The 24,724-nt window shown below is 43.6% G+C and carries 24 protein-coding genes, 1 pseudogene and 2 riboswitches; of the genes and pseudogenes, 6 read left to right on the plus strand and 19 right to left on the minus strand.

From position 1 onward, the window contains the following. Positions 1-412: 412 nt before the first annotated feature. Positions 413-895, plus strand: coding sequence for a DUF1700 domain-containing protein (locus tag NSA57_RS03395; protein ID WP_257464024.1), 483 nt, complete (start codon positions 413-415; stop codon positions 893-895). Positions 896-907: 12 nt separating this feature from the next. Here the strand turns inward: NSA57_RS03395 and NSA57_RS03400 are convergent, their stop codons facing one another. The 3 genes from NSA57_RS03400 to NSA57_RS03410 are packed head-to-tail and all read right to left on the minus strand — an operon-like array spanning position 908 to position 3,758. Next, positions 908-1,678 carry an ABC transporter ATP-binding protein gene (locus tag NSA57_RS03400; protein WP_257464025.1) on the minus strand — a complete coding sequence of 257 codons (771 nt, stop codon included), beginning with the start codon at positions 1,676-1,678 and terminating at the stop codon, positions 908-910. 16 nt (positions 1,679-1,694) lie between these two features. After that, on the minus strand, positions 1,695-2,753 hold the full coding sequence (locus NSA57_RS03405) for a FecCD family ABC transporter permease (protein WP_257464026.1): 1,059 nt from the start codon (positions 2,751-2,753) through the stop codon (positions 1,695-1,697). A 9-nt stretch (positions 2,754-2,762) separates the two neighbouring features. Then, a complete protein-coding gene (locus NSA57_RS03410) occupies positions 2,763-3,758 on the minus strand; it encodes an ABC transporter substrate-binding protein (RefSeq protein ID WP_257464027.1) in 996 nt (331 codons plus the stop codon). 156 nt (positions 3,759-3,914) lie between these two features. After that, positions 3,915-4,102: riboswitch (cobalamin riboswitch) on the minus strand. 272 nt (positions 4,103-4,374) lie between these two features. Here NSA57_RS03410 and NSA57_RS03415 point away from each other — a divergent pair. Beyond that, positions 4,375-5,133 carry a hypothetical protein gene (locus NSA57_RS03415; RefSeq protein ID WP_257464028.1) on the plus strand — a complete coding sequence of 253 codons (759 nt, stop codon included), beginning with the start codon at positions 4,375-4,377 and terminating at the stop codon, positions 5,131-5,133. Positions 5,134-5,312: 179 nt separating this feature from the next. Further along, positions 5,313-5,393: riboswitch (ZMP/ZTP riboswitch) on the plus strand. Between the two features lie 89 nt (positions 5,394-5,482). Beyond that, on the plus strand, positions 5,483-7,171 hold the full coding sequence (locus tag NSA57_RS03420) for a formate--tetrahydrofolate ligase (RefSeq protein WP_022068376.1): 1,689 nt from the start codon (positions 5,483-5,485) through the stop codon (positions 7,169-7,171). A 182-nt stretch (positions 7,172-7,353) separates the two neighbouring features. On the opposite strand, the gene NSA57_RS03425 is transcribed toward NSA57_RS03420, so the two are convergent. Beyond that, positions 7,354-8,166, minus strand: a complete 813-nt coding sequence (locus NSA57_RS03425) for a MerR family transcriptional regulator (protein ID WP_173751885.1) — start codon at positions 8,164-8,166, stop codon at positions 7,354-7,356. A gap of 192 nt (positions 8,167-8,358) precedes the next feature. On the opposite strand from NSA57_RS03425, the pseudogene NSA57_RS19480 reads away from it, so the two are divergent. Then, a pseudogene (locus NSA57_RS19480) lies at positions 8,359-8,439 on the plus strand (hypothetical protein); the annotation flags it as partial. Positions 8,440-8,548: 109 nt separating this feature from the next. Then, a complete protein-coding gene (locus tag NSA57_RS03430) occupies positions 8,549-9,589 on the plus strand; it encodes an MATE family efflux transporter (protein WP_330671292.1) in 1,041 nt (346 codons plus the stop codon). A 62-nt stretch (positions 9,590-9,651) separates the two neighbouring features. Here NSA57_RS03430 and NSA57_RS03435 read toward each other — a convergent pair whose 3' ends face one another. From NSA57_RS03435 to NSA57_RS03495, 13 genes are all read right to left on the minus strand, one after another. Beyond that, entirely contained in the window at positions 9,652-10,053 is a 402-nt protein-coding gene (locus tag NSA57_RS03435; protein WP_173751887.1) for a HEPN domain-containing protein, read from the minus strand. Continuing rightward, positions 10,038-10,364 (minus strand): nucleotidyltransferase family protein, encoded by a 327-nt coding sequence (locus NSA57_RS03440; RefSeq protein WP_147598450.1) that lies wholly within the window; start codon positions 10,362-10,364, stop codon positions 10,038-10,040. The genes NSA57_RS03435 and NSA57_RS03440 overlap by 16 nt, the downstream gene beginning before the upstream one ends. 170 nt (positions 10,365-10,534) lie before the next feature. Further along, positions 10,535-11,992, minus strand: a complete 1,458-nt coding sequence (gene xylB, locus NSA57_RS03445) for a xylulokinase (RefSeq protein WP_257464029.1) — start codon at positions 11,990-11,992, stop codon at positions 10,535-10,537. A 186-nt stretch (positions 11,993-12,178) separates the two neighbouring features. Continuing rightward, entirely contained in the window at positions 12,179-13,663 is a 1,485-nt protein-coding gene (locus NSA57_RS03450) for an L-fucose/L-arabinose isomerase family protein (RefSeq protein ID WP_022068381.1), read from the minus strand. Between the two features lie 130 nt (positions 13,664-13,793). Then, the gene (locus tag NSA57_RS03455; protein ID WP_173751888.1) at positions 13,794-14,411 is read right to left on the minus strand and encodes a DUF4867 family protein; all 618 of its coding nucleotides are present in this window, start codon (positions 14,409-14,411) and stop codon (positions 13,794-13,796) included. Between the two features lie 134 nt (positions 14,412-14,545). After that, positions 14,546-15,424: a helix-turn-helix transcriptional regulator gene (locus tag NSA57_RS03460; RefSeq protein WP_257464030.1), complete on the minus strand. Its 879-nt coding sequence runs from the start codon at positions 15,422-15,424 to the stop codon at positions 14,546-14,548. Positions 15,425-15,499: 75 nt separating this feature from the next. Next, positions 15,500-16,171: a YoaK family protein gene (locus NSA57_RS03465; protein ID WP_178709282.1), complete on the minus strand. Its 672-nt coding sequence runs from the start codon at positions 16,169-16,171 to the stop codon at positions 15,500-15,502. 123 nt (positions 16,172-16,294) lie between these two features. Further along, on the minus strand, positions 16,295-16,711 hold the full coding sequence (locus NSA57_RS03470) for a hypothetical protein (protein WP_147598455.1): 417 nt from the start codon (positions 16,709-16,711) through the stop codon (positions 16,295-16,297). After that, positions 16,698-17,489 (minus strand): ParA family protein, encoded by a 792-nt coding sequence (locus NSA57_RS03475; protein ID WP_257464031.1) that lies wholly within the window; start codon positions 17,487-17,489, stop codon positions 16,698-16,700. The genes NSA57_RS03470 and NSA57_RS03475 overlap by 14 nt, the downstream gene beginning before the upstream one ends. A 99-nt stretch (positions 17,490-17,588) precedes the next feature. Beyond that, a complete protein-coding gene (locus tag NSA57_RS03480) occupies positions 17,589-18,227 on the minus strand; it encodes a GNAT family N-acetyltransferase (protein ID WP_306814022.1) in 639 nt (212 codons plus the stop codon). 396 nt (positions 18,228-18,623) lie between these two features. Beyond that, positions 18,624-19,418, minus strand: coding sequence for an arylamine N-acetyltransferase family protein (locus tag NSA57_RS03485; protein ID WP_257464032.1), 795 nt, complete (start codon positions 19,416-19,418; stop codon positions 18,624-18,626). Positions 19,419-19,491: 73 nt separating this feature from the next. Next, positions 19,492-20,127, minus strand: a complete 636-nt coding sequence (locus NSA57_RS03490; protein WP_257464033.1) for a cobalamin B12-binding domain-containing protein — start codon at positions 20,125-20,127, stop codon at positions 19,492-19,494. A 41-nt stretch (positions 20,128-20,168) separates the two neighbouring features. Beyond that, positions 20,169-20,972, minus strand: a complete 804-nt coding sequence (locus NSA57_RS03495) for a methyltetrahydrofolate cobalamin methyltransferase (protein ID WP_147598459.1) — start codon at positions 20,970-20,972, stop codon at positions 20,169-20,171. A gap of 207 nt (positions 20,973-21,179) precedes the next feature. Here NSA57_RS03495 and NSA57_RS03500 point away from each other — a divergent pair, with 207 nt between their 5' ends. After that, positions 21,180-22,712 carry a PucR family transcriptional regulator gene (locus NSA57_RS03500; RefSeq protein ID WP_257464034.1) on the plus strand — a complete coding sequence of 511 codons (1,533 nt, stop codon included), beginning with the start codon at positions 21,180-21,182 and terminating at the stop codon, positions 22,710-22,712. Here the strand turns inward: NSA57_RS03500 and NSA57_RS03505 are convergent. Next, positions 22,688-23,236: a DUF2284 domain-containing protein gene (locus tag NSA57_RS03505; protein WP_022068392.1), complete on the minus strand. Its 549-nt coding sequence runs from the start codon at positions 23,234-23,236 to the stop codon at positions 22,688-22,690. The two genes, NSA57_RS03500 and NSA57_RS03505, sit on opposite strands and share 25 nt — an antisense overlap. Beyond that, positions 23,229-24,722 (minus strand): ASKHA domain-containing protein, encoded by a 1,494-nt coding sequence (locus NSA57_RS03510; RefSeq protein ID WP_257464035.1) that lies wholly within the window; start codon positions 24,720-24,722, stop codon positions 23,229-23,231. The genes NSA57_RS03505 and NSA57_RS03510 overlap by 8 nt, the downstream gene beginning before the upstream one ends. Positions 24,723-24,724: the final 2 nt, after the last annotated feature.

Raw genomic sequence — 24,724 nt, forward strand, 5'->3', positions numbered from 1 at the left:
AAAACATGATCAGACCATCTGTTTTTTATTTTATAACCTGGAAAGAATGTATACAAGCTATTTTTACGGAACAGCCCTAAAAAATCATCCTTCTGTTTCCATGAAATTTACCGGACCTTCTGAATTGTTTTATGGAAATTTAATATTTCAAAAACTATTATGATTTCTTTCTGTATGATAAAATATCAGTAATTCTATGCATACACATTTATCAGATATTAAGCAGAAAGCTCTGTGTCAGACAGGCATAAAGGAAGAATCCTTCCATGTTCCCCATAATAAACACAGATTTTCAAAATCCTTATTCAGCTTTAAAAAATATGTTTGCTTATAGAATAAAACTTTCTTCTGATATACAGAGGAAGTCTGCACAAAAATAAAATAACGTTCATAACGATTTCGGGAGATAAACATGACAAAAAAAGAATTTCTTAATATTTTATACGAGCAGCTTTCAGACCAGATGCCGGAGGCAAAAGCCTCCGCGCACACGCAATATTACCACGATTATATACAAGATGCCCTGAAAAATGGCCAGAAGGAAAAACAGGTTCTGGATTCACTGGGCGATCCCAGACTGATTGCCAAAACCCTGATCGATACCGATGCAGAGCCTTCTGTTTTTTCCGGAACCAATACCTCGGATTATTCAGGACAGGATATTTACCATACCGAAAACACAGGTTATGGAAATCAGTCGGACAGTGAATACGGCCAGCCCAAACACCGGCACTACCATCTGGATCTTTCTACCTGGTACGGCAAACTGATCGTGATCGCGGCGGCGGCAGCTGTTCTTGCGCTTCTGTTTATGGTACTCAGCTTTCTGCTGCCTGTTATCCTGGTGGTGGGCGTAGTCCTGTTTCTGGTTTCTCAGTTCCGGAAAAGGCGCTGATAAAAATGTTCTTTATATCCAATCTGGAAGATAATAAATCTGAAGTTTTCCAGTTGCCGGATTCCGGGAAATCTGAGCCCTGATCTGAAAATATTTCCAGAGGTTCTCTGAAGTGAGAACCTCTTCCGGAGTTCCGTCGTCCACGATCTTCCCCTGATACATAAAAAGAATCCTGTCACAGTAAAGAGCTGCCAGATTCAGATCATGAACAGAAGAAAATACTGTTGCCTCCTGTTTTTTCAAAATATCCATAATCTGATACTGATAACTGATATCCAGGTGATTGGTCGGCTCATCCAGAATAATGTACCGACTTTCCTGAATCAGCACTCTGGCCAAAAGCACTCTCTGTTTTTCGCCTCCTGACAGACTGAGATAAGATCTGTCTTCATATCCCTCCAGTCCCACTTCCGCAAGATATTCCGCACATAATTCCCTGTCCCGGGACGTATCTCCCTGAAGAAATTTTTTATGAGAATAACGTCCGAACATTACCATATCCTGAACCTTAAAATCAAATTCCATATTATTTTCCTGAGCCATTACTGCAAGCTCCCGGGCCATTTTTCTGGAAGACAGTTTTAAAATATCATTTCCGTCAATAAATACTGTATTATACTTTGGACGAAGAGTTCGGTAAATATTTTTCAGAAGAGTGGATTTGCCACAGCCATTTGGTCCTACCAGCCCTACGAATTCTTTCGTATGAATTTCAAGAGAAATATCCTTTAAAATTTCTTTTCCCCGGATCTCATAATCCAAAGTTTTTACCTCTAAACTCACTGTCTCATAACCTCCCTCACATCTTTTCTCTGCTCCCTTTCCGGATCAGATACAGGAAAAAAGGCGCTCCAAAAAAAGCCGATATCACTCCCACCGGCAATTCTTCCGGAGCAATCAGCACTCTGGAAAGAAGATCTGCGATCACAGCAAACAGTCCGCCTCCCAGAAGTGCCAGCGGAATCAGTCTTCTATGTGCTGAACCGGCAACTCCCCTCATCATATGAGGCACAACAAGACCGATAAATCCGATTACTCCGCTGACCGATACCACCACTCCTGTAAGTACTGTAGAAGCAGCAATAATAACCCATTTTAACTTCCGAGTATCCACTCCCAGATTTTCTGCCGCATCATCTCCCAAAAGAAGTACATCCAGCTCTTTTGCAAACAGAAAAATCACTGCCACTGCAATAATAAATACCACTGCCACATAATGCAGCCGGGACCAGGTAGCTCCGCTCAGAGACCCTACCATCCAGTAAAGCGCTGTCTTTGTCTTATCAGAAGCGCCCCCGCCATACACTATTAAATTTGTTACGGCTGAAAACAGAGCCGAAGTGGCTATTCCTGCCAATACCAGCTGGGTGGATGTGATACGTCCCCGAACAGAAGCGATCTTCATGGACATAATAATCGAAAGCGCCGCTCCGGCTGTCGCTCCCACAATCACAGAATAGCCGCCAAAAATGCTGAACATTCCAAGTACCATGGCGCAGACCGCTCCTGCCGATGCTCCTGAAGAAATTCCAAGCACATAAGGATCCGCCAGGGAATTTTTTGTGAGAGCCTGCATCAGAACTCCGCACAGCGACAGTCCGGCTCCTACAATAAATGCCAGCAGAACTCTCGGGAAACGGATATTCCAGATAATATTTTCTGTTTTTGTCTCCCATGCTGCATCAAAAATTTCACGCCCAAAACTTTTATTAATAATGATCTTCACAATATTTACCGGTGATATTTCTACTGCCCCCATAGTCACAGAAATACAGGTAAAAACAGCGATCATCCCTAATATAAAAAGCAGAAGGACGGCAAAATGCCTCCTCCCGCCTGCTGTTGATCTCTTTTTCATAACATCCTCTTATTTAAACATATCCGGATAAAGCTGCTGTGCAATCTGCTCCACTGTAGCCGCGCTTCCTGCTGACCCCTGCATGTCACTGCAGCTTGCGGAATAAATTCTGCCTTCTTTTACTGCTGTGAGATCTTTTGTATACTCGCTGGTTTCCAGAAATTCTTTTTTGGCAGCAATATCATCCTTACCTGTATAATCCAGAATTACAATAGCTTCCGGATCACGTTCAACCACTTCTTCCCAGGAAGGAGTTGCCCAGCCTTTTTCAATATCATCAAAAATGGAAATACCGCCTGCAAGCTTCAGGATATCTCCCGGCATTCCCTGGCATGCAGTAAAAGGTGCATCCTCACCGGAATCATAAACAAACACTTCTACCGGATCTTTATAAGCATCCTCGCCAATGGTTTCCTTCACTGACTGAATCTTGTCCTTCATAGCCTGTACTTTTTCTGCTGCCACATCCTCTGCCTGAAAAATCTTTCCAAGAGTTTCGTAATCTTTATAAAGATCTTCAAAGGTGGCCTGATCTGAACATACATACGGGAAATACATTGCAATACCATTTTCCTCGCAGAAGTCTTTATTAAAGCTTTTATCTGCAAATACAGAATCCCAGCCAATCAGAAAATCACAGCCAGTTTCCAGAAGTTTTTCTTTTGACATATTAGAAAGAGCCTGTCCCGGTTCCAGAAGCTGAGGAACTTTCTCGCTTGCCGGAAATTCTGATTTTGTGCTCCAGCAGTTTCCTTTTGTATAGCCTGCCATCTGACCCTCCAGCCCCAGATCAAAGAAAAGATCCGCCATTTGTTCCCCGGATGCTACTACCGCAGATGGCTTTTCTGTAAATGTATACTCTACATTCTCTCCCAGACCTGAACGCTGTAAATTCAAAGTAATAGTTACTGGTTCATAATCAGTCTCTGCTGATACCGTCCCTGCACTCACTCCCACTGTCATAACCGCAGCCATCATCATACTGAACATTTTTTTGCTACACATTGTTTTTCCTCCTGAAAATATAATATGGCCTCTCCTTACTTATCCTGTACACAAAAAAACACTGCAGTCCTATGGCCTGCAGTGCATCTGTTTTACTTATATGGGTACAGTATCCCTATGTTTTTTGCATTACCATGGCCCGTGGATGCAAAAAGAACTAAGCAGGTCTTCTGGCTTTGCGCAGCATTCATGTTCTGTTCCTTCCCACATTCCTGTATGGAATGCAGTGAAACAAAACTGCTTTTATGCGCTTACAGCGGCGGCACCGCACGGGACTCTCACCCGTTTCCCTTTTCACTGATTATTGCAACTATCCCAGGATAACTGCAAAATCAACACTTAATCCTGTTTCTTTATATCATGGTCCTTCAAAAATGTCAAGGTATTCACAATTATGCAAATTTAATATTATTGGTTACTGTTATATATATCCATTACGCTTTTATTGATATCTGTTTATTTCACATTTATGCCGCCATGTGGTATTGCAGTAGGAACATCCGCCTGTCACACTGTTATTTTTAATATTTTCCCAAAATGCAGTATTATCCTTTCTTTTCAAAATTTTCCGTGATAAAATTATTATATTATATTTACATCTCAGGAGGAATCGTCTATGAAAGATGAAAACACCCAGGTACCTGACACTTTTGACGAGCAGGAAGAGCTCCGCTCTGAAAAAAGAGGGCTCCGGCTGTATTTTTCCGGGCTTGTCTGCTGCCTTATAGCCTTTGGCTTTATTATCGCCGGAATATTTTTCCAGAAGTATAATGTAAAAAACGGCGATGCAATTGCTATAGGCGGCTTTGTTATCTTTGGTATCGCAGCAGTTTTTCTTATTGTGAAAAATATCGGCTATGCTCTGCTGTGGGAAGCAGACCGTAAGGAGAAAAAACTGAACGGTCAGGAACTTACTTCTCTTCCTGCCATGGGCAAAACGACTTTACAGCAGGCTCTGAGCGAAAACAAATTCCAGTATGAAAACGGTTATTATTACCGCAAAAAATTCTCTTTCTGGAAAGATTCAGTTCGCTATTATATAAAACTGACAGATGCTACCGATCTGTCCGGAACACTTGACCGTGAAATTGATAATTTTAATAATTCTGACTGTAACGGGCAAAATGCCTGTCTGATCATTATTATGTATCAGAACGGGGTAACAGAAGATACCAGAACAGCCCTGAAGGATATCTCCACCAACAGTGCTATTGCAGAAACTGTGATTGATCCTCATCTGAACGCAACCTTTCTTTCAGTTGTGGTTGACATCCTTACAGGAACAGGGTATTTCTTTGACCTTCACAAGAGCCACATTTCCCTGTACAGCCACGGCTGCAGGATCCTGAAAAAGCTCACCGGAACTTCCAGGTAATTCTCTGACGGTTTCCGATTTACAAACACAGTTGCATCACACTTTACTTGTGCAATGTATATAAAGTTCATCCAGTATTTTTATATCAGATATACAAATACAACATAATATTTTGATATTTTTTTGACAAACTATTGACAAACCATAATTAATATGTTACCATTTCATCATCAATTTAAAACATCTCTGACAACTGGCGGAGACGTGGATAACCACAGGGGAGTCAGAGATTTGTGAAGCCGACCGTCTGGGCAGTATTTGACACTTTCAGATACTGCCCTTTTTTACTCAGACAGGATATTTTTTCTGTCCGGGTTCAGGCTTCCGTTTATGAAAGGAGACAAAACTTATGGGATTCAAGAGTGACATCGAAATCGCACAGGAATGCGAAATGAAACCAATTACTGAGATCGCTGCAAAAGCAGGTATTGATGACAAATATCTGGAGCAGTACGGAAAGTACAAAGCAAAAATCGACTACAATCTTCTGAAAGAAACCGACAAACAGGACGGCAAGCTGATCCTTGTTACAGCTATCAACCCTACACCGGCAGGCGAGGGAAAAACAACTACAACTGTAGGTCTTGCTGACGGTATGCAGAAGCTTGGCAAAAACGTTATGGTAGCTCTTCGTGAGCCATCTCTCGGACCGGTATTCGGTGTAAAAGGCGGCGCAGCAGGCGGCGGCTATGCACAGGTTGTTCCTATGGAAGATATCAACCTTCATTTTACAGGTGACTTCCATGCAATCGGCGCAGCAAACAACCTTCTTGCAGCAATGATCGACAACCATATTTTCCAGGGCAACGCTCTTAACATTGACCCAAGAAAGATCACATGGAGAAGATGTGTGGATATGAATGACCGTCAGCTTCGTAATGTAGTAGACGGCCTTGGCGGAAAGACAAACGGTATGCCTCGTGAAGACGGCTACGACATTACTGTTGCTTCTGAGATCATGGCAGTTCTGTGTCTTGCAAGCGATATCAAAGACCTGAAAGAACGTCTTTCCAGAATCATCATCGGATATACATACGGTAAAGTTTCTGAGCAGAAACCGGTAACAGCAGGCGATCTTCACGCTGAGGGCGCTATGACAGCACTTCTGAAAGACGCTCTGAAACCAAACCTTGTTCAGACTCTTGAGCATGTTCCTGCAATCGTACACGGCGGACCATTCGCTAATATCGCTCATGGCTGTAACTCTGTAACAGCTACAAAAATGTCTCTGAAACTGGCTGATTACACAATTACAGAGGCTGGCTTCGGCGCTGACCTTGGTGCTGAGAAATTCCTTGACATCAAATGCCGTATGGCAGGTCTGAAACCAAACGCTGTTGTTGTTGTTGCAACTGTTCGTGCTCTGAAATACAATGGCGGCGTTGCAAAAGCTGACCTGAACAACGAGAACCTTGAGGCTCTTGAAAAAGGTCTCCCGAACCTTCTGAAACATGTAAGCAATATTACAAATGTATACAAACTTCCATGTGTAGTTGCTATCAATGCTTTCCCAACAGATACCAAGGCAGAGCTTGATCTTGTAGAGGCAAAATGTAAAGAAATGGGCGTAAACGTAGCTCTTTCTGAAGTATGGGCAAAAGGTGGCGAAGGCGGTCTGAAGCTTGCAGAAGAAGTAATCCGTCTCTGCGAAGAGCCAAATGATGACTTCTCCTACTCCTATGAGCTGGAAGGCTCCATTGAGGACAAACTGAACCAGATCGTTCAGAAAATCTACGGCGGCAAGAGAGTTGTCCTTACAGCTAACGCTCAGAAACAGGCAAAACAGCTTGAAGATCTTGGCTTTGGCAACTGCCCGATCTGTGTTGCAAAAACACAGTACAGCCTGACAGATGACCAGACAAAACTGGGCGCTCCTACAGACTTTGAGGTAACTGTACGTAACCTGAAGATTTCTGCAGGTGCAGGCTTTATCGTAGCCCTTACCGGCGAAATCATGACAATGCCAGGACTTCCAAAAGTACCGGCAGCTGAGAAGATTGACGTTGACGAGACAGGTAAGATCACAGGTCTGTTCTAATCACGGTCACTCATAGATACTCTATAAGTAATATACAGAAAACCGTCCGGAAGCGAACCTCTCCGGACGGTTTTCTATTTTAAATATCTGCCGCAAATTTAATGCAATAAAAGTTAATAGAAATACATTTTCTGTCACAAATTTCAATAAAATTTTTTATCAATCCCCGGATATCTGCCCTTTCACAGGGACTCTTCTACAGCAATCTCCACTTTTGTGACGTAATCATTTTCATCTGTTATGGCAAAATCATTCATACCTGATTCAAATGCAAAACCTTTTAACTTAAGATTCTTCCTCTCTGCAAATACCAGCATTTTTTCATAAAGCTCAGGCAGCCTTTCCCATATTCCTCTCTGGTATCCGCAAAGACAAAGTCCCTTTTTCCTTATCAGAATCTCTCCGCCTTTTTCTGTTTTCAGCGCAGGAGAAAAAACTCCGTCATACTTTTCAAACCTCTTTTTTCTCACCTTATCCACAGAAATATAGCTACCGATTCCCATTCTGCACTGTTCAATTCCCCAGCAATCCTTTGCACAGGAAAACAGATCCTTTAAATTTTCTTCTTTAATATCAAAGGGAATTACCCGGAAACGCTCCTCCGGAAGCAGCTTCAACTCTATAAACATATCATCCACACGACTGCATACTGCAAGCTGCTCTTTCCTGACTTTCAGAATCTCTTTTGTCTTTTCCAGCCTTTGTATTTCTCTGTTTATCTCATTTATTTTTTCATTTGCCAGTTCCATAAATTTATCCGGTCCGGGCTCCTGGACATAAGAACGGATTTCCCGAATGCTCATATTCAGCTCTTTCAGCATACGGATATATTCAAAATCAATACTCTGACGGCTGGTATAATAACGGTACTGATTCTCCCCTTTTCTTTCCGGGGAAAACAGTCCTACGGAATCATAATAATGCAGAGTTCTGGGATTTACCTCATGAATAGCTGCAAACTGGGCTGTTGTTAAATTTATTTCCTGATTTTTCATATTTCCCTCTTGACTTTACACTTACTGTAAAGTTTATGATATCTCATGCACAACAAAAATACAAGGAGGAATTTTATGAATCAGACAAAAGACAAATCTCTGAATGCCTATCAGAAACCAGTCACTTTCAAAAATATCATACTCTTTACACTGCCAACCATAGCCATGTCTCTGTTTATGTCCTTTTATACCATGGTAGACGGGCTTTTTGTATCAAGGCTCATCGGAACGAATGCTCTTTCAGCTATTAATCTCACTGCCCCTGTTATTTCTCTGGTTACTGCTGTTTCTACCATGCTGGCTACCGGTGGCAGCGCTGTTATCATGAAAAAAATGGGGGAAAAGAAAGAAAAAGAAGCCCGGCAGGAATTTTACCAGTCTGATACTTGTAAATGTCCTGGTCGGTCTTATTATGGGTACGATTGGATACTTTGCCATGAACATGATTTTTTCCAATATGAAGCTTTCTCTGGAAGTCATGGGCTATTGCCGGGATTATCTTGGTCATTACCTGATTTTTACTATCCCGATCCTTTTAATGAATAATTTTTCTCTTTACCTGATTGCCTCCGGCAAATCTTCCCTGTCCTTTATCTGTTCTGTTGCAGGAGGAATTGCAAATATTATCCTTGATTATGTCTTTATACAGATACTTGGAATGGGAATCGGCGGCGCTGCCGTGGCAACCGGAATAGGCTATTCTGTTACTACAGCAGTCGGATTTATTGTATTCTCGCAAAGAAAAAACATGCTTCACTTTGTAAAACCTGTATATCGTTTCTCTGTACTGAAAAAAACAGTAACCAACGGCTGCTCTGAAATGGCAACTGCTCTGGTAACAGGAATCACGACTCTGATTTTTAACTGGACCATGCTGAAATATGTTGGCGAAGACGGTGTTGCTGCCATTACCATCATCATGTATGTACTGATGTTTGTCAGCTCCCTTTTCAGCGGATATTCCTATGGAGCTGCACCTATGATCAGCTATTATTACGGCGCTCAGAACCATCTTAAACTGAAAAAGCTGGTGCGCCTGAGCCTGAAGATCATTACAGGAATCTCTATAAGCGCTGCCCTGATCTCCCTGCTGATTACTGAACCTCTGGTGTCTGTTTTTACCAAACCGGCATCCCCGGTTTATCAGCTTGCTGTTACCGGAAACCGGATCTGCACAACTGCTCTTTTATTTATTGGATTTAATATTTTTTCCAGCGGGATGTTTACTGCTTTGAATAACGGAATAGTATCTGCAGTACTTGCTTTCACCAGATCCTTTGTTTTTATGATCGTCTGCCTTCTGGCCCTTCCTGCCCTTTTAGGTGTTACCGGAATCTGGCTTGCCAATCCTGCCGCTGAACTGCTGGCAGTAATTCTGGCTGCATGGATGCTTATGAAATACAGAAAAAAATACAGGTACTGACAAGTATGGGAGAGCGTTTTCCTATTCGCTCTCCCATAAACTGTCATCTAAAATCCATTTTTCTATTTCTGACTTTCCAGATATTTCCTTACCGCTTCCCTGGTTTCTTCTACTGCCTCCCAACACTCTTCTACATCTTCTTTTCCAACAATAAACGCACCGTCTCCGGGATATCTTGTAGAAAAATAATAGCCATCTGCCTGCAGTATCACTTTCCAGTTTCCTTCAAATTCCGGAATCTGCTCCTGTATGAACCTTCTCAGAAATCTCAGTGAATATGTCTGAAGGATTCGGGTTGTATCACAATCCAGCACATAGGTATCTATCATATGTTTCAGATATCTCTCGCAGATGTTCTGTGCGGCAGAACACATAATATTGCCTACACGGCCTTCTTTTTTATCTTTTAGAAGAAACTGATAGTCATTTTCTGCCAGGTCAAAATAACTCAGTCCTTTTTCCATATCAGCTTCCCCTCCTTTTTTATATTTTCATTAAATCGGTAGCTGGTACTGAATTCTTCTCCTGAGGAAAATTTCAGATCCACTTCAGGAAGATCATACTGTTCAGGTATTACTTCGGCTCTCATTTGTCTCATAATTCTGGGAGAAGTATCATCCGATACCTTAACCAGAACATCCACATCTGACCAGAATTTCTGTTCTCCTCTGGCATAGCTTCCATAACAGTATATTGCTGTTACATAATTGGAAAATTGTGTACGAAGTTTCTGTACAGCCTGATCCAGTGCTTTTTTATGACGATCGTCTGACATTCCGTTCTCTCCCCTTCTTTATAAGCTGTGTGTAACAACAGTAGCCGTATAATTAATTTTAGTGTAGCACATCCATTCGGTTATTACTATAGCTTTTAATATTTTTGTAAAAAAGAAGGCTGCACTCCGCATACACGGATTTACAGCCCCCTTATTATCTTTTACAGAATTTAAAACAGGTCTTTCATTGCAGGATAAAGCTTTCTGAACTTCTGGTAGCGTTCCTCATATTTCGCCACCAGCTCCGGTTCCGGCTCAACCGTATCCACTACATGAGCCATTTTCTTTCCGATGGTTTCCACATCCGGGTATGCGTCGCAGCCAACAGCCGCCAGCATGGCGCCTCCCATGGACGGTCCTTCCTCAACCTCAAGTACATCAACCTTCAGGTTCATGACGTTGGCAATGATTTTTTTCCACAGAGGGCTCTTTGCTCCCCCGCCGCAGATCTTGGTACGTTCAATCTTAATTCCAAGGCTTCTGGCAACCTCAAGGGAATCGCGAAGACCAAAGGCAACGCCCTCCAGAACAGCCTGAGTCATATCTGCTCTCGTAGAGTCCATGGACATGCCAAAGAACACGCCTCTGGCATCCGGATTATTGTGAGGAGACCGCTCTCCCATCAGATACGGAAGGAAGAATACACGGTTCTCTCCAAGCTTATTGATAGGCGCCTGCTCTGCCGCAAAATCCTTTGTCTGAAGGATTTCTTCTGCCCACCACTTATTGCAGGAGGCAGCGCTTAACATGCATCCCATCAGATGATAGCTTCCGTCTGCGTGACAGAAGGAATGAAGAGCATTGTTTTCATCAACGCCAAAATCTTTACTGGAAATAAAGATTGTTCCTGAGGTTCCAAGAGAGATGTTGCACTGTCCGTCTCCCACTGTTCCTGTTCCAACAGCAGCGGCAGCATTGTCTCCTGCGCCTGCAACAACCTTTACATTTTCCGAGAATCCAAGCTCGTCTGCAATGGATTTTTTGAGAGTTCCCACAACCTGCCAGCTCTCATAAAGCTTTGGAAGCTGTTCTTCTTTTACACCACAGATCTCCATCATTTCCTTTGACCAGCAGCGGTTCTTAACATCCAGAAGAAGCATTCCGGAAGCATCGGAAACGTCTGTGCAGAAAGAACCTGACAGACAATATGCAAGGTAATCCTTTGGCAGCATGATCTTTGCGATGCGGGCAAATTTGTCCGGCTCATTCTTTTTCATCCACAGAATCTTCGGGGCAGTAAAGCCTGCAAAGGCAATGTTTGCGGTGTATTCAGACAGCTTATTCTTGCCGATTTCGTTATTCAGATACTCTGTTTCCTCCTGGGTACGTCCGTCATTCCAGAGGATAGCAGGGCGGATCACCTGATCATTTTCATCCAGAGTTACAAGGCCGTGCATCTGACCTCCAAAGCCGATTCCGGCAACTTCTTTGCGGTCAATATCCTTTGTCAGCTCCTTCATTCCCTCCATGCTCTGAGCAAACCAGTCCTGCGGATTCTGTTCCGACCAGCCCGGATGAGGGAAAAATAATGGATATTCCTTTGATACAATATTACAGATTTTTCCGGATTCCTCCATAAGCAGAAGCTTTACAGCAGAGGTTCCCAGATCAATTCCAATATAGTACATATTTTCCGTCCTTTCTTTTATTTCAGTCCGATTTTCAGTACGGTTTTTATTTTTAAACTACACATCCCGGGTTTCCCCGGGACGTGTATCTTTTATTGTTCACAAAGCTGATTTTTATTCCCTCCGGCCTGCGGCAATGGATTTTCAGCCTGTATATTTCAGAATTTTATCATCTGGAGAATGATCTTATCCCCATGGATTTTCTGTAGGATATCTTACGCCTGCCGGCTGATTGTAACCGATCTCTTCTACCGGAACGCCAATGTATTTGAATACCTCAAACAGAGCTTTTCCATAATGTCCGAAAGCAACTGCGCCGTGATGCGGATAGCCTCCCTCAATAAGAACGTGACGGTAGAAACGTCCCATTTCCGGAATCGCAAATACGCCGATAGAGCCAAAGGATCTTGTAGCAACCGGAAGCACTTCACCATGTGCAATATAAGCGCGGAGCTTGTTGTCAGCAGTGCTCTGCAGACGATAGAAGGTGATGTCTCCAGGCTGGATATCGCCTTCCAGAGTACCCTGTGTTACTTCTTCCGGAAGAGCTCTTGCCATGATCATCTGGTATTTCATCTCACAGGAAACAAGTTTGCCGGAAGCAGTATTTCCGCAGTGGAATCCCATGAAAGTATCTTTCAGAGTGTAGTTATATTTGCCCTCAATGGACTCTTTATACATATCCTTTGGAACAGTGTTGTTGATATCCAGAAGTGTAACTGCATCCTGGCTTACAACAGTTCCGATAAACTCACTTAAAGTACCATAAATATCAACCTCGCAGGAAACCGGAATTCCCTGTGCGGTAAGGCGGCTGTTTACATAACATGGAACAAAGCCAAACTGTGTCTGGAATGCTGGCCAGCATTTTCCTGCAATGGCAACATATTTGCGGTATCCTCTGTGCTCCTCAACCCAGTCCTTTAATGTCAGCTCATACTGTGCAAGCTTTGCAAGGATTTCAGGTTTCTTATTACCTTCGCCAAGCTCTTCCTCCATCTCTTTTACAACTGCTGGAATACGCTCGTCACCTGCGTGTTTGTTAAATGCCTCAAACAGGTCAAGCTCAGAGTTCTCTTCAATTTCAACGCCAATGTTATAAAGCTGTTTGATCGGTGCGTTACATGCAAGGAAGTTCAGCGGACGCGGTCCAAAGCTGATGATCTTCAGATTATTCAGTCCTTCGATTGCTCTTGCGATCGGCAGGAACTCATGAATCATATCCGCGCAGTCCTCTGCGTCTCCAACAGGATATTCCGGAATGTAAGCTTTTACGTTGCGAAGCTGCAGGTTATAGCTTGCGTTCAGCATACCGCAATATGCGTCTCCACGTCCCTGACAGAGATCATTCTGTGTCTCCTCTGCTGCTGCGATAAACATTTTCGGTCCGTCGAAATGCTTTGCAAGAAGTGTCTCGGAGATCTCCGGACCAAAGTTTCCAAGGTATACACAAAGAGCGTTGCAGCCTGCTTTTTTGATGTCTTCAAGAGCTTGAACCATATGAATCTCGCTCTCTACAATACAGATTGGACATTCATAAATATCCTTTGCGTCATATTTCTTTGTGTAGGCCTCAACAAGAGCTTTTCTTCTGTTTACAGAAAGGCTTTCCGGGAAACAGTCTCTGCTGACTGCAACGATTCCAACTTTTACTTCTGGCATGTTATTCATGATTTTTTCCTCCATTTTTTCTGTTATTTATTGGTTTATAGTTGTTTTTATACGACTGCGTATAAGTTTTATAAATATCTCTTTATAATTTTCTTTTTATAAATCTTCTGATTTTTCTGATGCTGCATCCTTATTCAATTGTGATATTTTCACCTTTCAGCCCATTAAAAGCTCCCTCAATTCCAGCTTCCTCATGAGCGATCAGCCATTTATTTTTTGCAGTAATAAGTGCGTCCTCTCCTGTTTTTTCCAACTGGAAATTAATCTCCGTATTGGTTCCCTTCGGCAGAACAACCACGCACTGGAATCCGCTTTCTTTTACATTGCAGGGCGCATAATGCAGTGTTGTGGCATACACCTCAATGGCTGTGCCTGCCGGTACAAGAAAAGCTTCGATTTTTGATGTATCGTATGTAAAATCATCCTCAATATCCTTCTGTTCTCCGATCAGAAGAACCAGATCTGTGGCTGCAACATTGATCTCAGAATTTCTGTGATATTCTACTGCATTCAGTTTTTTGTTGTGTCCGTTGCAGTATCCGATCTGAATCGGCAGTCCGCCGTAGGCTCTGTTCTGAAGCTCTTTTGCCACATCCAATGCCTCCAGCTCATCTACAGAAGGAACGTAAATCACATCTTCCGGTACTGGCATATGCTTCATTTCTTTTAAAAGACCGGTGAAGTCATATCCCTCCAGAACTTTTCCGTATTTTCGGAAAGAATCATCTGTTACATTCTGAATTTTCATTGTAATTCCTCCTTACAAATTCCATGAAAGTCCCATTGCTCTCCGGTGCTCTCATTCATTGAAAAAAGCATACCACAGTCCGGTATACTTTTCGCCGCTTTTTTTATCTGATTTATAGCGCTTTTTTGACATTTTTATTTTAAGCTGTCAGTTTCCTGTTCAGCTGCTTTATGCTTTTTTTCGCGCTTCACCTCACTTGGAAGCACCCCGTATCGCTTTCTGAAATCCTTGGACAGTCCACGGCTGCTGCAAAACCCGTTATCCAGCGCAATCTGACCGATTGTATGATCTGTATTCAGAATATCCCGATAGGCATAAGAGGTACGGATATCCTGAAGATAAGTCTTAAAATTGACTTTTGCATACTCCCTGAACATTCTTGACAGATAAGCGTCTGAATATCCGAACATTTCTGCCAGATCTGAAAGCTTTAGCTCTTCTCTGTAGTGTTCTCTCATATAAGTGGTAATTCTGGAAAGAGCATTCAAATGCCGGTTATGCCGAAGCTCCTTCTCCTCAACCTCTGTTACCCGATACTGAGTAACCAACAGATAAAGAAGCTCATAATACAGAGAAATCGTGCGAAAATCGTATCCATTCCGCTTTTCTGCATACACATTATAAAGTCTCTGCACCAGAGAGATCAGCCGCTTATCTGACGGATTGCCGCTGTCCTTTCCACCGCGCACACCGCCCTCAAACCGGATAAACTGCTGGGCTGTAAAATACCCTTCAAACTGCCTGAGAGGAATCTGGATCACTGCGGTTTTATTCGTCTTTAATGCATGAACTGAATGAATTTCATTGGCATTCACTATGAGAAGTTCTCCTGCATGAAGGGGATATTTCTCATGATTAATATAGAAAAGCAGCTCTCCCTCCATAACAGCAAAAATCTCTATAGAGGTATGCCAGTGCTTTTCTCTTATATAGTTCCCCCTGCTCCCCTCAAAAAGAAAAATCTTGAAGGGCAGCCCTTCATTGGGAATGATCAGTTCGTGCTGAAACTCCATACTCTCACCTGCCGTTTTTCAAAATATCTGCATTTATTTTATCATAAATCCATCTGTGTTTTAACATATCAGCGGTTATATTTTTTCGTAATTCATCAACAGACAGGCTGCTGTAAGAAGAACCGGAGATATCCAGATAGCTCTCAGTCCAATATGAAGAGACATCACTCCGCCCAGTCCTGCGCCCACTGCAAAAATCAGAATAATCCCATAATAATGTACAGCTTTTTTCAAAGCTCCGGGCTTTTTGTCCCTCAGATAAACAGACAAACTCTCTGTTCCCGCCCGTAAATTTCCGATGCACATGGTACTGGCATAACCATAACCGTGTACTTTTCGGAAGGTCTGAACCTGCATGGCGCAGGAAAAAGATACCAGCATAGTGGCAGCCATATTAAACTGTGCAGGAATAAATCCCACCAGAAAAAGAATCGCAATTTCCAGGGCAACAATAATCTGACGCCAGTGGATACAGCTCCTGTATTTATATTTCTGCTGAACTCTTTCCGCCACAAATACCCCCATGGCAAAAGCAATTACAGGAAAAAGATAATGCAGGGCTTCCGCCCACTTTCCCATCATAAGATGCTGGCTCATAAGCACCACATTTCCTGTCTGCGCATTGGAAAAAACTCTGTCTCTTACATTATAAGTATAGGCGTCCTGGAAGCCTCCTGACAATGCCAGAAGCGCACTGAGCCGAAATGTTTCTGATGTCTGATGCCTGACTTTTTCCACACTTTCCATCTCCCATCCATATTTTTACCAAATAAAAACTGCCGCAAAATCAATTTCCCGGAAAGTATTTTCTCATCTTTATGTGAAAAATACTTTCCTGTGATCCCGTGACAGCTTTTTATTTCTTATTTTTTAAAGAAGATATATCGGAAGTTCTTCTGTTACATGCACCGGGCCATTGACACTTTCCGGCTGTTTCGCCTTATCAGAGATAAATTTTGCCTGAATCTCTTCTGAATTGGCAGGAGTAAGTACAGAAGTCTTTACACTTTTTGCAGTCTTTGCCGCTGTAGTTTTTCTCGCTGTTGTCTTTTTGGCTGCTGTCTTTTTAGCTGCTGCCGCCTTGGTTACAGATGTTTTTCCTGATGTTGTCTTTTTAGCAGTTCCCGCTGTTTTTTCTGCGGATGAAACCTTTGTCTCTGCTGCTTTTACAGTTGCCGCCTTTGCCTCCGTCGTCTTTTTAACGTCTGCTTCTGCTGTCTTTGCTGCTGCAGTTTTCTTTGCCCCTGCGCTTGCCGCGCGCTTAATGCTTTCCTTACCTACTGACACGTCTCATTACCTCCTCTGCCAACGCTGTATATTCTTTTGCACTTCTGCTGGATTTTTTGTACTCCACTACCGGAGCGCTGTTGTCCTGCGCCCATTCTACAGAACTGTCCACCCTGATAAAGGAATCAAACACATAGATTTCTTCCAGCTCGTGTAAAGTTTCCATTGTCTGTTTAAAATAGTTTTTACGGGTATCCACTTTTGTAACTGCAATTCCCGCAACCTTCAGTTCCGGCGCAATCTGCTTTACCTCGTTCAGGAAATCAAACATATTTGCCAGACCGAACATTCCCCAGGGACTTGCCTCCACAGGAACAACCACCTGATCCGATGCACACAGGATATTCATGACCCAGCCTCCCAGCGTAGGCGGCGCATCGATCAGAATATAATCATAAACGCCCGAATCTTTTATGTTCTGAATACATTTTTTTAAGATAAATTCTCTCTGCCATTTTGTAAACAGCTCATACTCAATAGAACTCATCAGAGTAGAAGAAGGAATCAGATCCAGGTTCTCATAATCCGTATGCACAATATAATCTGCCAGATCCTTCTGCTCTCTTATTGCATGATAAAGATTCTTGTCGCCTGCTGCCTGTTCCAGCACCCAGTCCTCGGAAAAAAAAGCCAGTGACAGATTTAACTGCATATCTCCGTCAATCATCAGAACCTTTTTTCCGGCCCGGGCCATTGCCGCGCCAATATTGGAACAGGTGGTAGACTTGCCGCTGCCGCCCTTATTATTTGTAAAACAAATGGTTTTTGTTTTGTTCATAACATTCCCCCATGTCTGTGAAACCTGTGGAGCAAAATAGTCCTGTGCCCTCATTCTTTCTTTCACTGATTTACATTATACGGGTTTCTCCGACAGTTTTCAAGGCAATTTGCCGATTCCCACAGGGTAATTCATTTCATGCCATTCTTCGCCTCCCCATGTAGAATTGGCAGCTCCCTTATCCTGAAATCCCATTTTTTCATACATAGGTACTCTGGAATCCAGACAGGTGAGAAGTACCATGTCTTTTTCTTTTTGCACCATTCTGCAAAGATACCGATACATAAGCGCTCTGGCAAGCCCCTCTCCCCGATATTCCGGAAGAACTGCCAGTCCAAGAAGCATGACTGTTTTTCCTTCCGGGACATGAAGCTCTGCGTTTGTAAAAAATTCATCCCTGAACGTTGTCTCATCTGTAGCAAGACCATTTAAAATCCCTGCGATTTTTCCTGTTTGTCTGTCAACTGCCACAAGAAAATACTCCGGCGCCTTTGTAGCACGTTCTACCATCATTTTTTCAGAGCAGGCCTCACTTGGAGGAAAACAAGCTTTTTCAACCCCTGCTGCTTCTACGGCTTCTCCTAGTCTGATCTCTCTCAGTTCAAATCTGTCATCCAGGTTTATTTCTGAAAGATACTCGTTTTTCAGCATCTTCTGTTCCTCCCCTGTCTCTTTTTTAATCCCTTTCTGAATTTCATTTTCTTTTATATTCGCATTCTCTGCCATTCTGGTTTTCATGATATCCTCCCTGCTTTTAATCCTGCGTCAAGATTCAGTATATTACTGCTCACTCCATTCACAGTAACCTGGTCAAATGCCTCCTGCACAGTAACTTCAGTACAAATTAAAATACGAATTTTTCTGTTTTGATTTGCCGGAATACTCAGCATTTATGTATGATCTTCCATGTTGTATAATGTTAGAATACTTCATAGTACAAGGCTGAATCTCTGAGCTTTCTGTCCCAATCAGTCTAGCACATAGAATATAAAATTTCCAGACATGACCGCAGCCCTAGGGAGAGTTTTTATCTTTTATCATTCACCGTTTTACCTTCCAGTGGTCGTACAGAATATATTTTTTCCTGCCAGATAAAAACGGCTTCCGCTTTATTTACGGAAACCGTTTTACCTGTCAGATGACTTCGATTTTAAATTCTTTTTTCAGTACTTCTCTCAGTTCCTCTCCTGAAGAAAGGGTAACGATCTTCTTGCCTTCCTTTTCGCGAAGTGTAACCTGATTTCCTTCTACAGAAAGAGGGCCGTACTCTGTCATTCTGTGCACCACTACCTTGTCATAAAACATGGCTCCAGGACTGCACATTGCCTGATTTGCCGGAGCAAAATCAACAGGAGCGCTGGGAAATTCTGCCACCATAAATATTTTTATGCCTGATTTTTCCCTGTTTTTTTCTCCCTTATGCCAGAAATTCAGCCATCCTGCACATTCTCTTTCAAAATAAAAGCTGCCAAAATCAGTATGCGTAACAACGCCCGGCTCCATAAGAGCGGCGCGGACGCAGGCAAAGCCTCCATAACCCACATCGCAGAAATATTTTTTACCGTCAGCGCAGACCACGCTGGCCCTGTGTGTAGGCATCCGAAGTCCCGGACGCCTGAGAACCCGGCAGGCAACAGGATACGCCTGATATCCAAGTCCCCTCAGCAAGCCCAGAAATAATGCATTCAGCTCAAAACAGTAGCCACCTCTTTTGCCCTGAATAATTTTTTTATAAACCGTATCCAGATCAGTTGAGATCAGCTCATGGGTACGTACCAGATCCAGATTTTCAAAAGGAATTTCTTCCAGATGTCTCCTGATCAGCCTGTCCAGAAACTCCAAAGTACACTCTTCCTGTGGAAGTTTCAGCCTTTTCAGATAAGCAGCGCACTGCTCCTGATCCAGCTGCTCAAAGGATTCTTCAAGCATATCACAACTCCCTGTTCCGCTCGTTCATTCTCATACAGCCATTTTATGTAAATTTTCTTTTAAACCGCAGTTATTATGCAGCAAGCTCTCTTGCCTTCTTTGCGCAGGAAGCCGCATCCTCTGTGTACGCGTCTGCTCCGATCTCATCTGCAAAAGCCTGAGTAATAGGCGCTCCGCCAACCATTACTTTTACATTCGGGCGGAAAGAAGCCTCATTAATAAGCGCTACCGCATCCTTCAGTGCAGGCATGGTTGTGGTAAGAAGCGCTGAACAGCAGATGATCTTTGTATCCGGATTTGCCTCATATGCCTCCACAAATTTTTCTTTCGGAACATCAACACCGAGATCGATCACCTCAAAGCCTGCAGATTCCAGCATCATACTTACCAGATTTTTGCCAATATCATGAAGGTCGCCTGCTACGGTTCCGATAATTACCTTTCCCGCTGCCCCTGCTGCGCCTGTTGCAAGATGAGGTTTCAGAACCTCAACACCTTTTTTCATGGCTCTTGCAGCTACCAGCATTTCCGGTACAAAAATTTCACCGTTTTTAAACTTTTCACCTACAGCATCCATTGCCTTGATCATTCCGTCATTCAGAATTTCTGTCGGATCACAGCCTGCATCAAGTGCTTCCTGAACTGCATTTGCGATTACCTTTGCTTTTCCTTTTTCTACTAAAACGTAAACTTCCTGAATACCTGCCATTTGAAACTACCTCCTCATTTTTATATTAAAATTAATAACTGTTATTTTTTCGGTCCGAAAATCCCTTCCCGGTATGCGCTGATGTATTCCATACAGTAATCATCCCGTCCCAGAAGCGCTTCTGTAGCATAAATCACGCCCATCATATCTCTGTTGGTGGGATCAAGGATCGCGCTGTCCAACCCTGCGTTCATTGCAAGAACCGTAAAGCCCAGATTCACCATCTTACGAACCGGAAGATTAAAGGAAATATTGCTGACTGCAGCTGTAATGTGAATGTCCGGATATTTTTCCCGAATGGTACTGATCACTTCCACATTCATGGCAATTCCATCTTCTGAGGTACAGAGCATTTCCACAAGCGGATCAATGTGCATTCTGTCCGGACTGATTCCGTACTCCTTTGCCTTTGCCATAATATTGTCAAAAACTCTCAGACGGTCTGCAGCACATTTCGGAATACCTGTATCATCAGAAAGCAGACAGATCACTTCCCATTTCGTATCCGCGATCAGAGGAAACAGTACGTCCATCTTATTTCCCTCACCAGAAACAGAATTGATAAGCCCCGGTCTTTTACAGTATGGAAACACCTGCGCAAGCACCTCCGCGCTTGGACTGTCCACAGAAATCGGAAGATCGCTGACCTCCTGAATACAGTCAATCATCCACTTCAGGGTTTCTGCCTCTTGTTCCTCTGGAACAGAAGCGCAGCAGTCAATATACGTAGCTCCTGCCTCGTCCTGCATTCTGGCCCTTTCTTTAATAAATTCCCCGTCACGGCGGGCAATGGCATCTGCCACAGCAGGAATGGAACCATTGATTTTTTCCCCAATAATTATCATGCGTAAATCCCTCCTACACTTTAACTGTTTTCAGTATAACAGAGGATACAGATAATCTCTATTTTCAAAATCGTCTATTTTCTTATTCATTTTCCTACAATTTGTATGAAGTATCTGAATGCAGCTATTGAGCCTGGAAACCATATAGGATATAATAAAAAAAACTGCTTTAAATGACACGGCAGTCCCGTCAGAAAGGAATTTTTTATGAAACTCAGCGCCCAGCTTATTATATATCATCTTCGTCAGCATTTTTCTGCAGCAGCCTCTTCCTGGCTGTCTTCAGAGCCTCACTTGGAATATCCTGTGATCTATCAGTCTCCCGGGCCTCTGGCCGGAGGAAAAATATATATCAGTGATGACCCTGACTTTTTGGTTCCCTCCCATCACCTGTCTGAAACCCTGGTGATCCTCACCGGCAAATCCCGGTATCTGGAAGAGGATGACTATCCAAATTTGTGCATTTTGCAGGAAACCGTTTCTGCTGTTTCCGTGCTTTCATTTCTACAGGAAATTTTCCGGAAATACGAAGAGTGGAATCAAGGTCTGTTTGACCTGATCCTGAACCAGCCCTCTGTCCAGAAGCTGATTGACCTCAGTACTTCTGTCATTCCCAATCCCATGACAGTGATAGGTCTTGACTTCACAGTGATCGCAACCGGAAATCAGCCTGACTCTCAACTGAAAGACGGAATCTTTGGCTCCACAGAAGAAACTCAGAATGTTGTCAACTCTCTGAAGCAGGACAGTAATTACGAAGAGGCTCAGTACCGTACCGGTTATTTTTATTATCCCGGAAACCATACTGCACCTCCGGCTCTGTGCGTCAATATCAGACGTTCCGGAAAAACCGGATACCGCCTTCTGATTCGCCCCGGAGAGCTTCCACTGGATGACACCTTTGGCTTTGTGGCAGAACATCTGGCATCTCTTATTTCTTATGTGCTGTCCACAAAGTCTGTGGCAGAACACGATACCCTGTACCCTCTCCACCGGATTTTTCATAATCTCCTTACCAATTCCAAAGCAGACTATGTGGAGGTCAGTCACCAGCTTACAGAAAACGGCTGGCTGTCCTCCCATTCCTATCAGTGCATTCTGATTAAAACAGGAATTCTGGACTGGAAAAATCTGACCCTAAAATCCATTTGCAGTTATGTGGAAAATTTTATTCCGGCTGCCTGTGCAGTGGAGCACAGAGGAAATGTAGTTGTATATATTAATCTGGATTTGTGCGACTTTACACTGGATGAAATTTCTCAGAAGCTTGCCGGTTTTATCCGGGACAGTCTGTTGATCGCCGGTTACAGCAGAGTGATGCTGGGACATTTTAATTTTCAGAGGCAGTATGTACAGGCTTCTATTTCCATTCAGACAGGCTCCCGCAAAAATCCAACCTCCTGGATCCATCATTTTAATGATGTTGCACTGCCTTATATTCTGGAACAGATCACAGGAAAGCTTCCAGCCTACATGATCTGCCATGAAAAGCTTCTCCATTTGAAATATCAGGATGAAAGCACCGGCACTCAGCTTTATGAGACTCTGAGGGTTTATCTGCAGAATCATCAGAGTGCAACAAAAACGGCTGCGGCACTTTATATTCACCGCAGCACGCTTCTTTACCGTATTGAAAAAATTGAGGCAGCCTTAAAATCCGATCTCACGGACCCGGATGAGCTGCTTTACCTGATGCTGTCCTTTTATCTGATGGATCAGGAAGAAAAATCAAAGAAATAGCAGGAGGTATAGGCGATCGTTTTTGGACCGTAATAATATTTTACCTGGTTTCCGGAACAGATATCACTGACCAGGATCCCGTAGGCCTCCATAGAAGAAATTCTCCGCTCCGGCTGCCTGCAAGGACTGTCCGGGTATGTACACTCTCTGCACAAGGTACAGGTTCCTGCTCCCAGAGGAAGAAATCCGGGAGCTATTTTACGGAGCTTTTCCGCTGTTTCAAGAAAAGTTTTTTTGTGGCGCTCTTCTGTATCTTTCATGCCTTCCCAGTCCATACTGTCCTCTATTTCTCCAACAGTCTGCACAAGAATTCCGGTCTTATAGCTGAGAAGCTGCTGCCTGCACTGATCAAGAGTTCCGCAGCCGGGAGGGCAGGACCAGTTCCTGTCATATTTTCCACAGTTTCCATTGCGGCACATATCCCGTACCTCATCCCTGAGTTCTACCGTATCCATACTGATTTTTCCTGTATGGGAAAAACCGGCTGCCTCTATGATTTCCATTATTCTGTCAAGCTCATTCATGTTCTGATTCCCCCGGAAACTCCATTTCTTCTACATAAATCTCCTGAAATCCCATATCAAGAGCAAGCTCCACAAACTCAGCCTTTTGTGCCAGAATCCGGCTCCGCTCAAACTGTTCCCGATTCACAGCAGCCATACAGGCTCCCTCCCCGGCAGCATTTCCTATGGAGGTGATCCTTGTCTGAAGTTCAGGAGGAATCATTCCAATGGCACAGGCGCTGGCAGGATCAAGATAATTGCCAAAGGCTCCGGCTATCAGAACACGGCTGATATCACTGACCTTAATCCCCTTCTTCTCGCAAAGACTTCGGATACCTGCCGCAATGGCAGCCTTTGCCAGCTGAAGCTCCCGGATATCCTTTTGATTCAGAAATACCCGGTCAGTAAAATGATACTCCTTCTCCAGTCTTCCTGTCTCATCAATTTTTCCCAGTTTCAAAAGACAGGCAGCCCCATCCAGAAGACCGGAGCCGCAGATTCCCACTGCCTCGGTTTCTCCGATCACATGGCAGATTGTTTCCCCATCTTTTACAGTTACATGGTCAATGGCGCCTTTGCTGCCCCGCATACCACAGGTGATCTTCGCTCCTTCAAAGGCTGGTCCTGCCGCTGTAGAACAGGCGATCAGCCCGTCTCTGTTTCCCAGAACCAGCTCTCCGTTTGTTCCAATGTCCACCAGCAGCGTCATTTCTTCACAGGTATCCAGATCAGATGCCACCAGACATCCCACAGTATCTGCGCCTACAAAACCGCCGATATTGGGAAGCCACCAAAGCTGCGCCCGGGGATGTACATGAATGTCATACCGGGCAGCCATAAGCTCCTGCGCTTCGGTAACTTTAGGCGTATAGGGCGCCAGAGCCAGCGTATCAGTTGGAATCCCCAGAAACAGGTGATGCATACAGGAATTTCCCACCATAACAATTCTCACAATATCCTCCGGGTTCCTTCCCGCCCCTTTTGCCAGCTCTCTTAACAGTATGTTTACTGCGTTTCGGATACAGCCGCTTAAAGCCTCTCCGCCGTTATTCAGCGCATAGCTGCATCTGCTGACCACATCTGCTCCAAACTGTCTCTGAGGATTCAGAATACTTTTTGTTCCAATCAGCTCTCCGTTTGTTCCGTCCAGAAGATACGCCACTACAGAGGTAGAACCAATATCCACAGCGCTGAGAAGCGGTGTATCCGTGCCTTCCGGAAGATTTCCGGGGGAAAATTCTGCCTGTCTGCCGCTTCCCTGTGCAAGGATCTGAGCCCGCTCCCCTTTTTTATTTCCTGTATACACTGTCATATCTCTGTCTACTGCCGTCTTACATGCCAGCACTTCTTTTCCGTCGATCACCACTTTGCACTTTCCGCATTTTCCATTTCCTCCGCAAAAAGCATCCGGAGTCATTCCTGCTGCAATCTGCGCCTCCAAAACCGTGGTTCCTGCCTCTGCCAGGCAGGTAAACTGTTCATCTTCAAAGGTAATTTTATATTTCATCT

The organism is Blautia caecimuris, assembly GCF_024622975.1.
Lineage (GTDB): Bacteria > Bacillota > Clostridia > Lachnospirales > Lachnospiraceae > Blautia_A > Blautia_A caecimuris.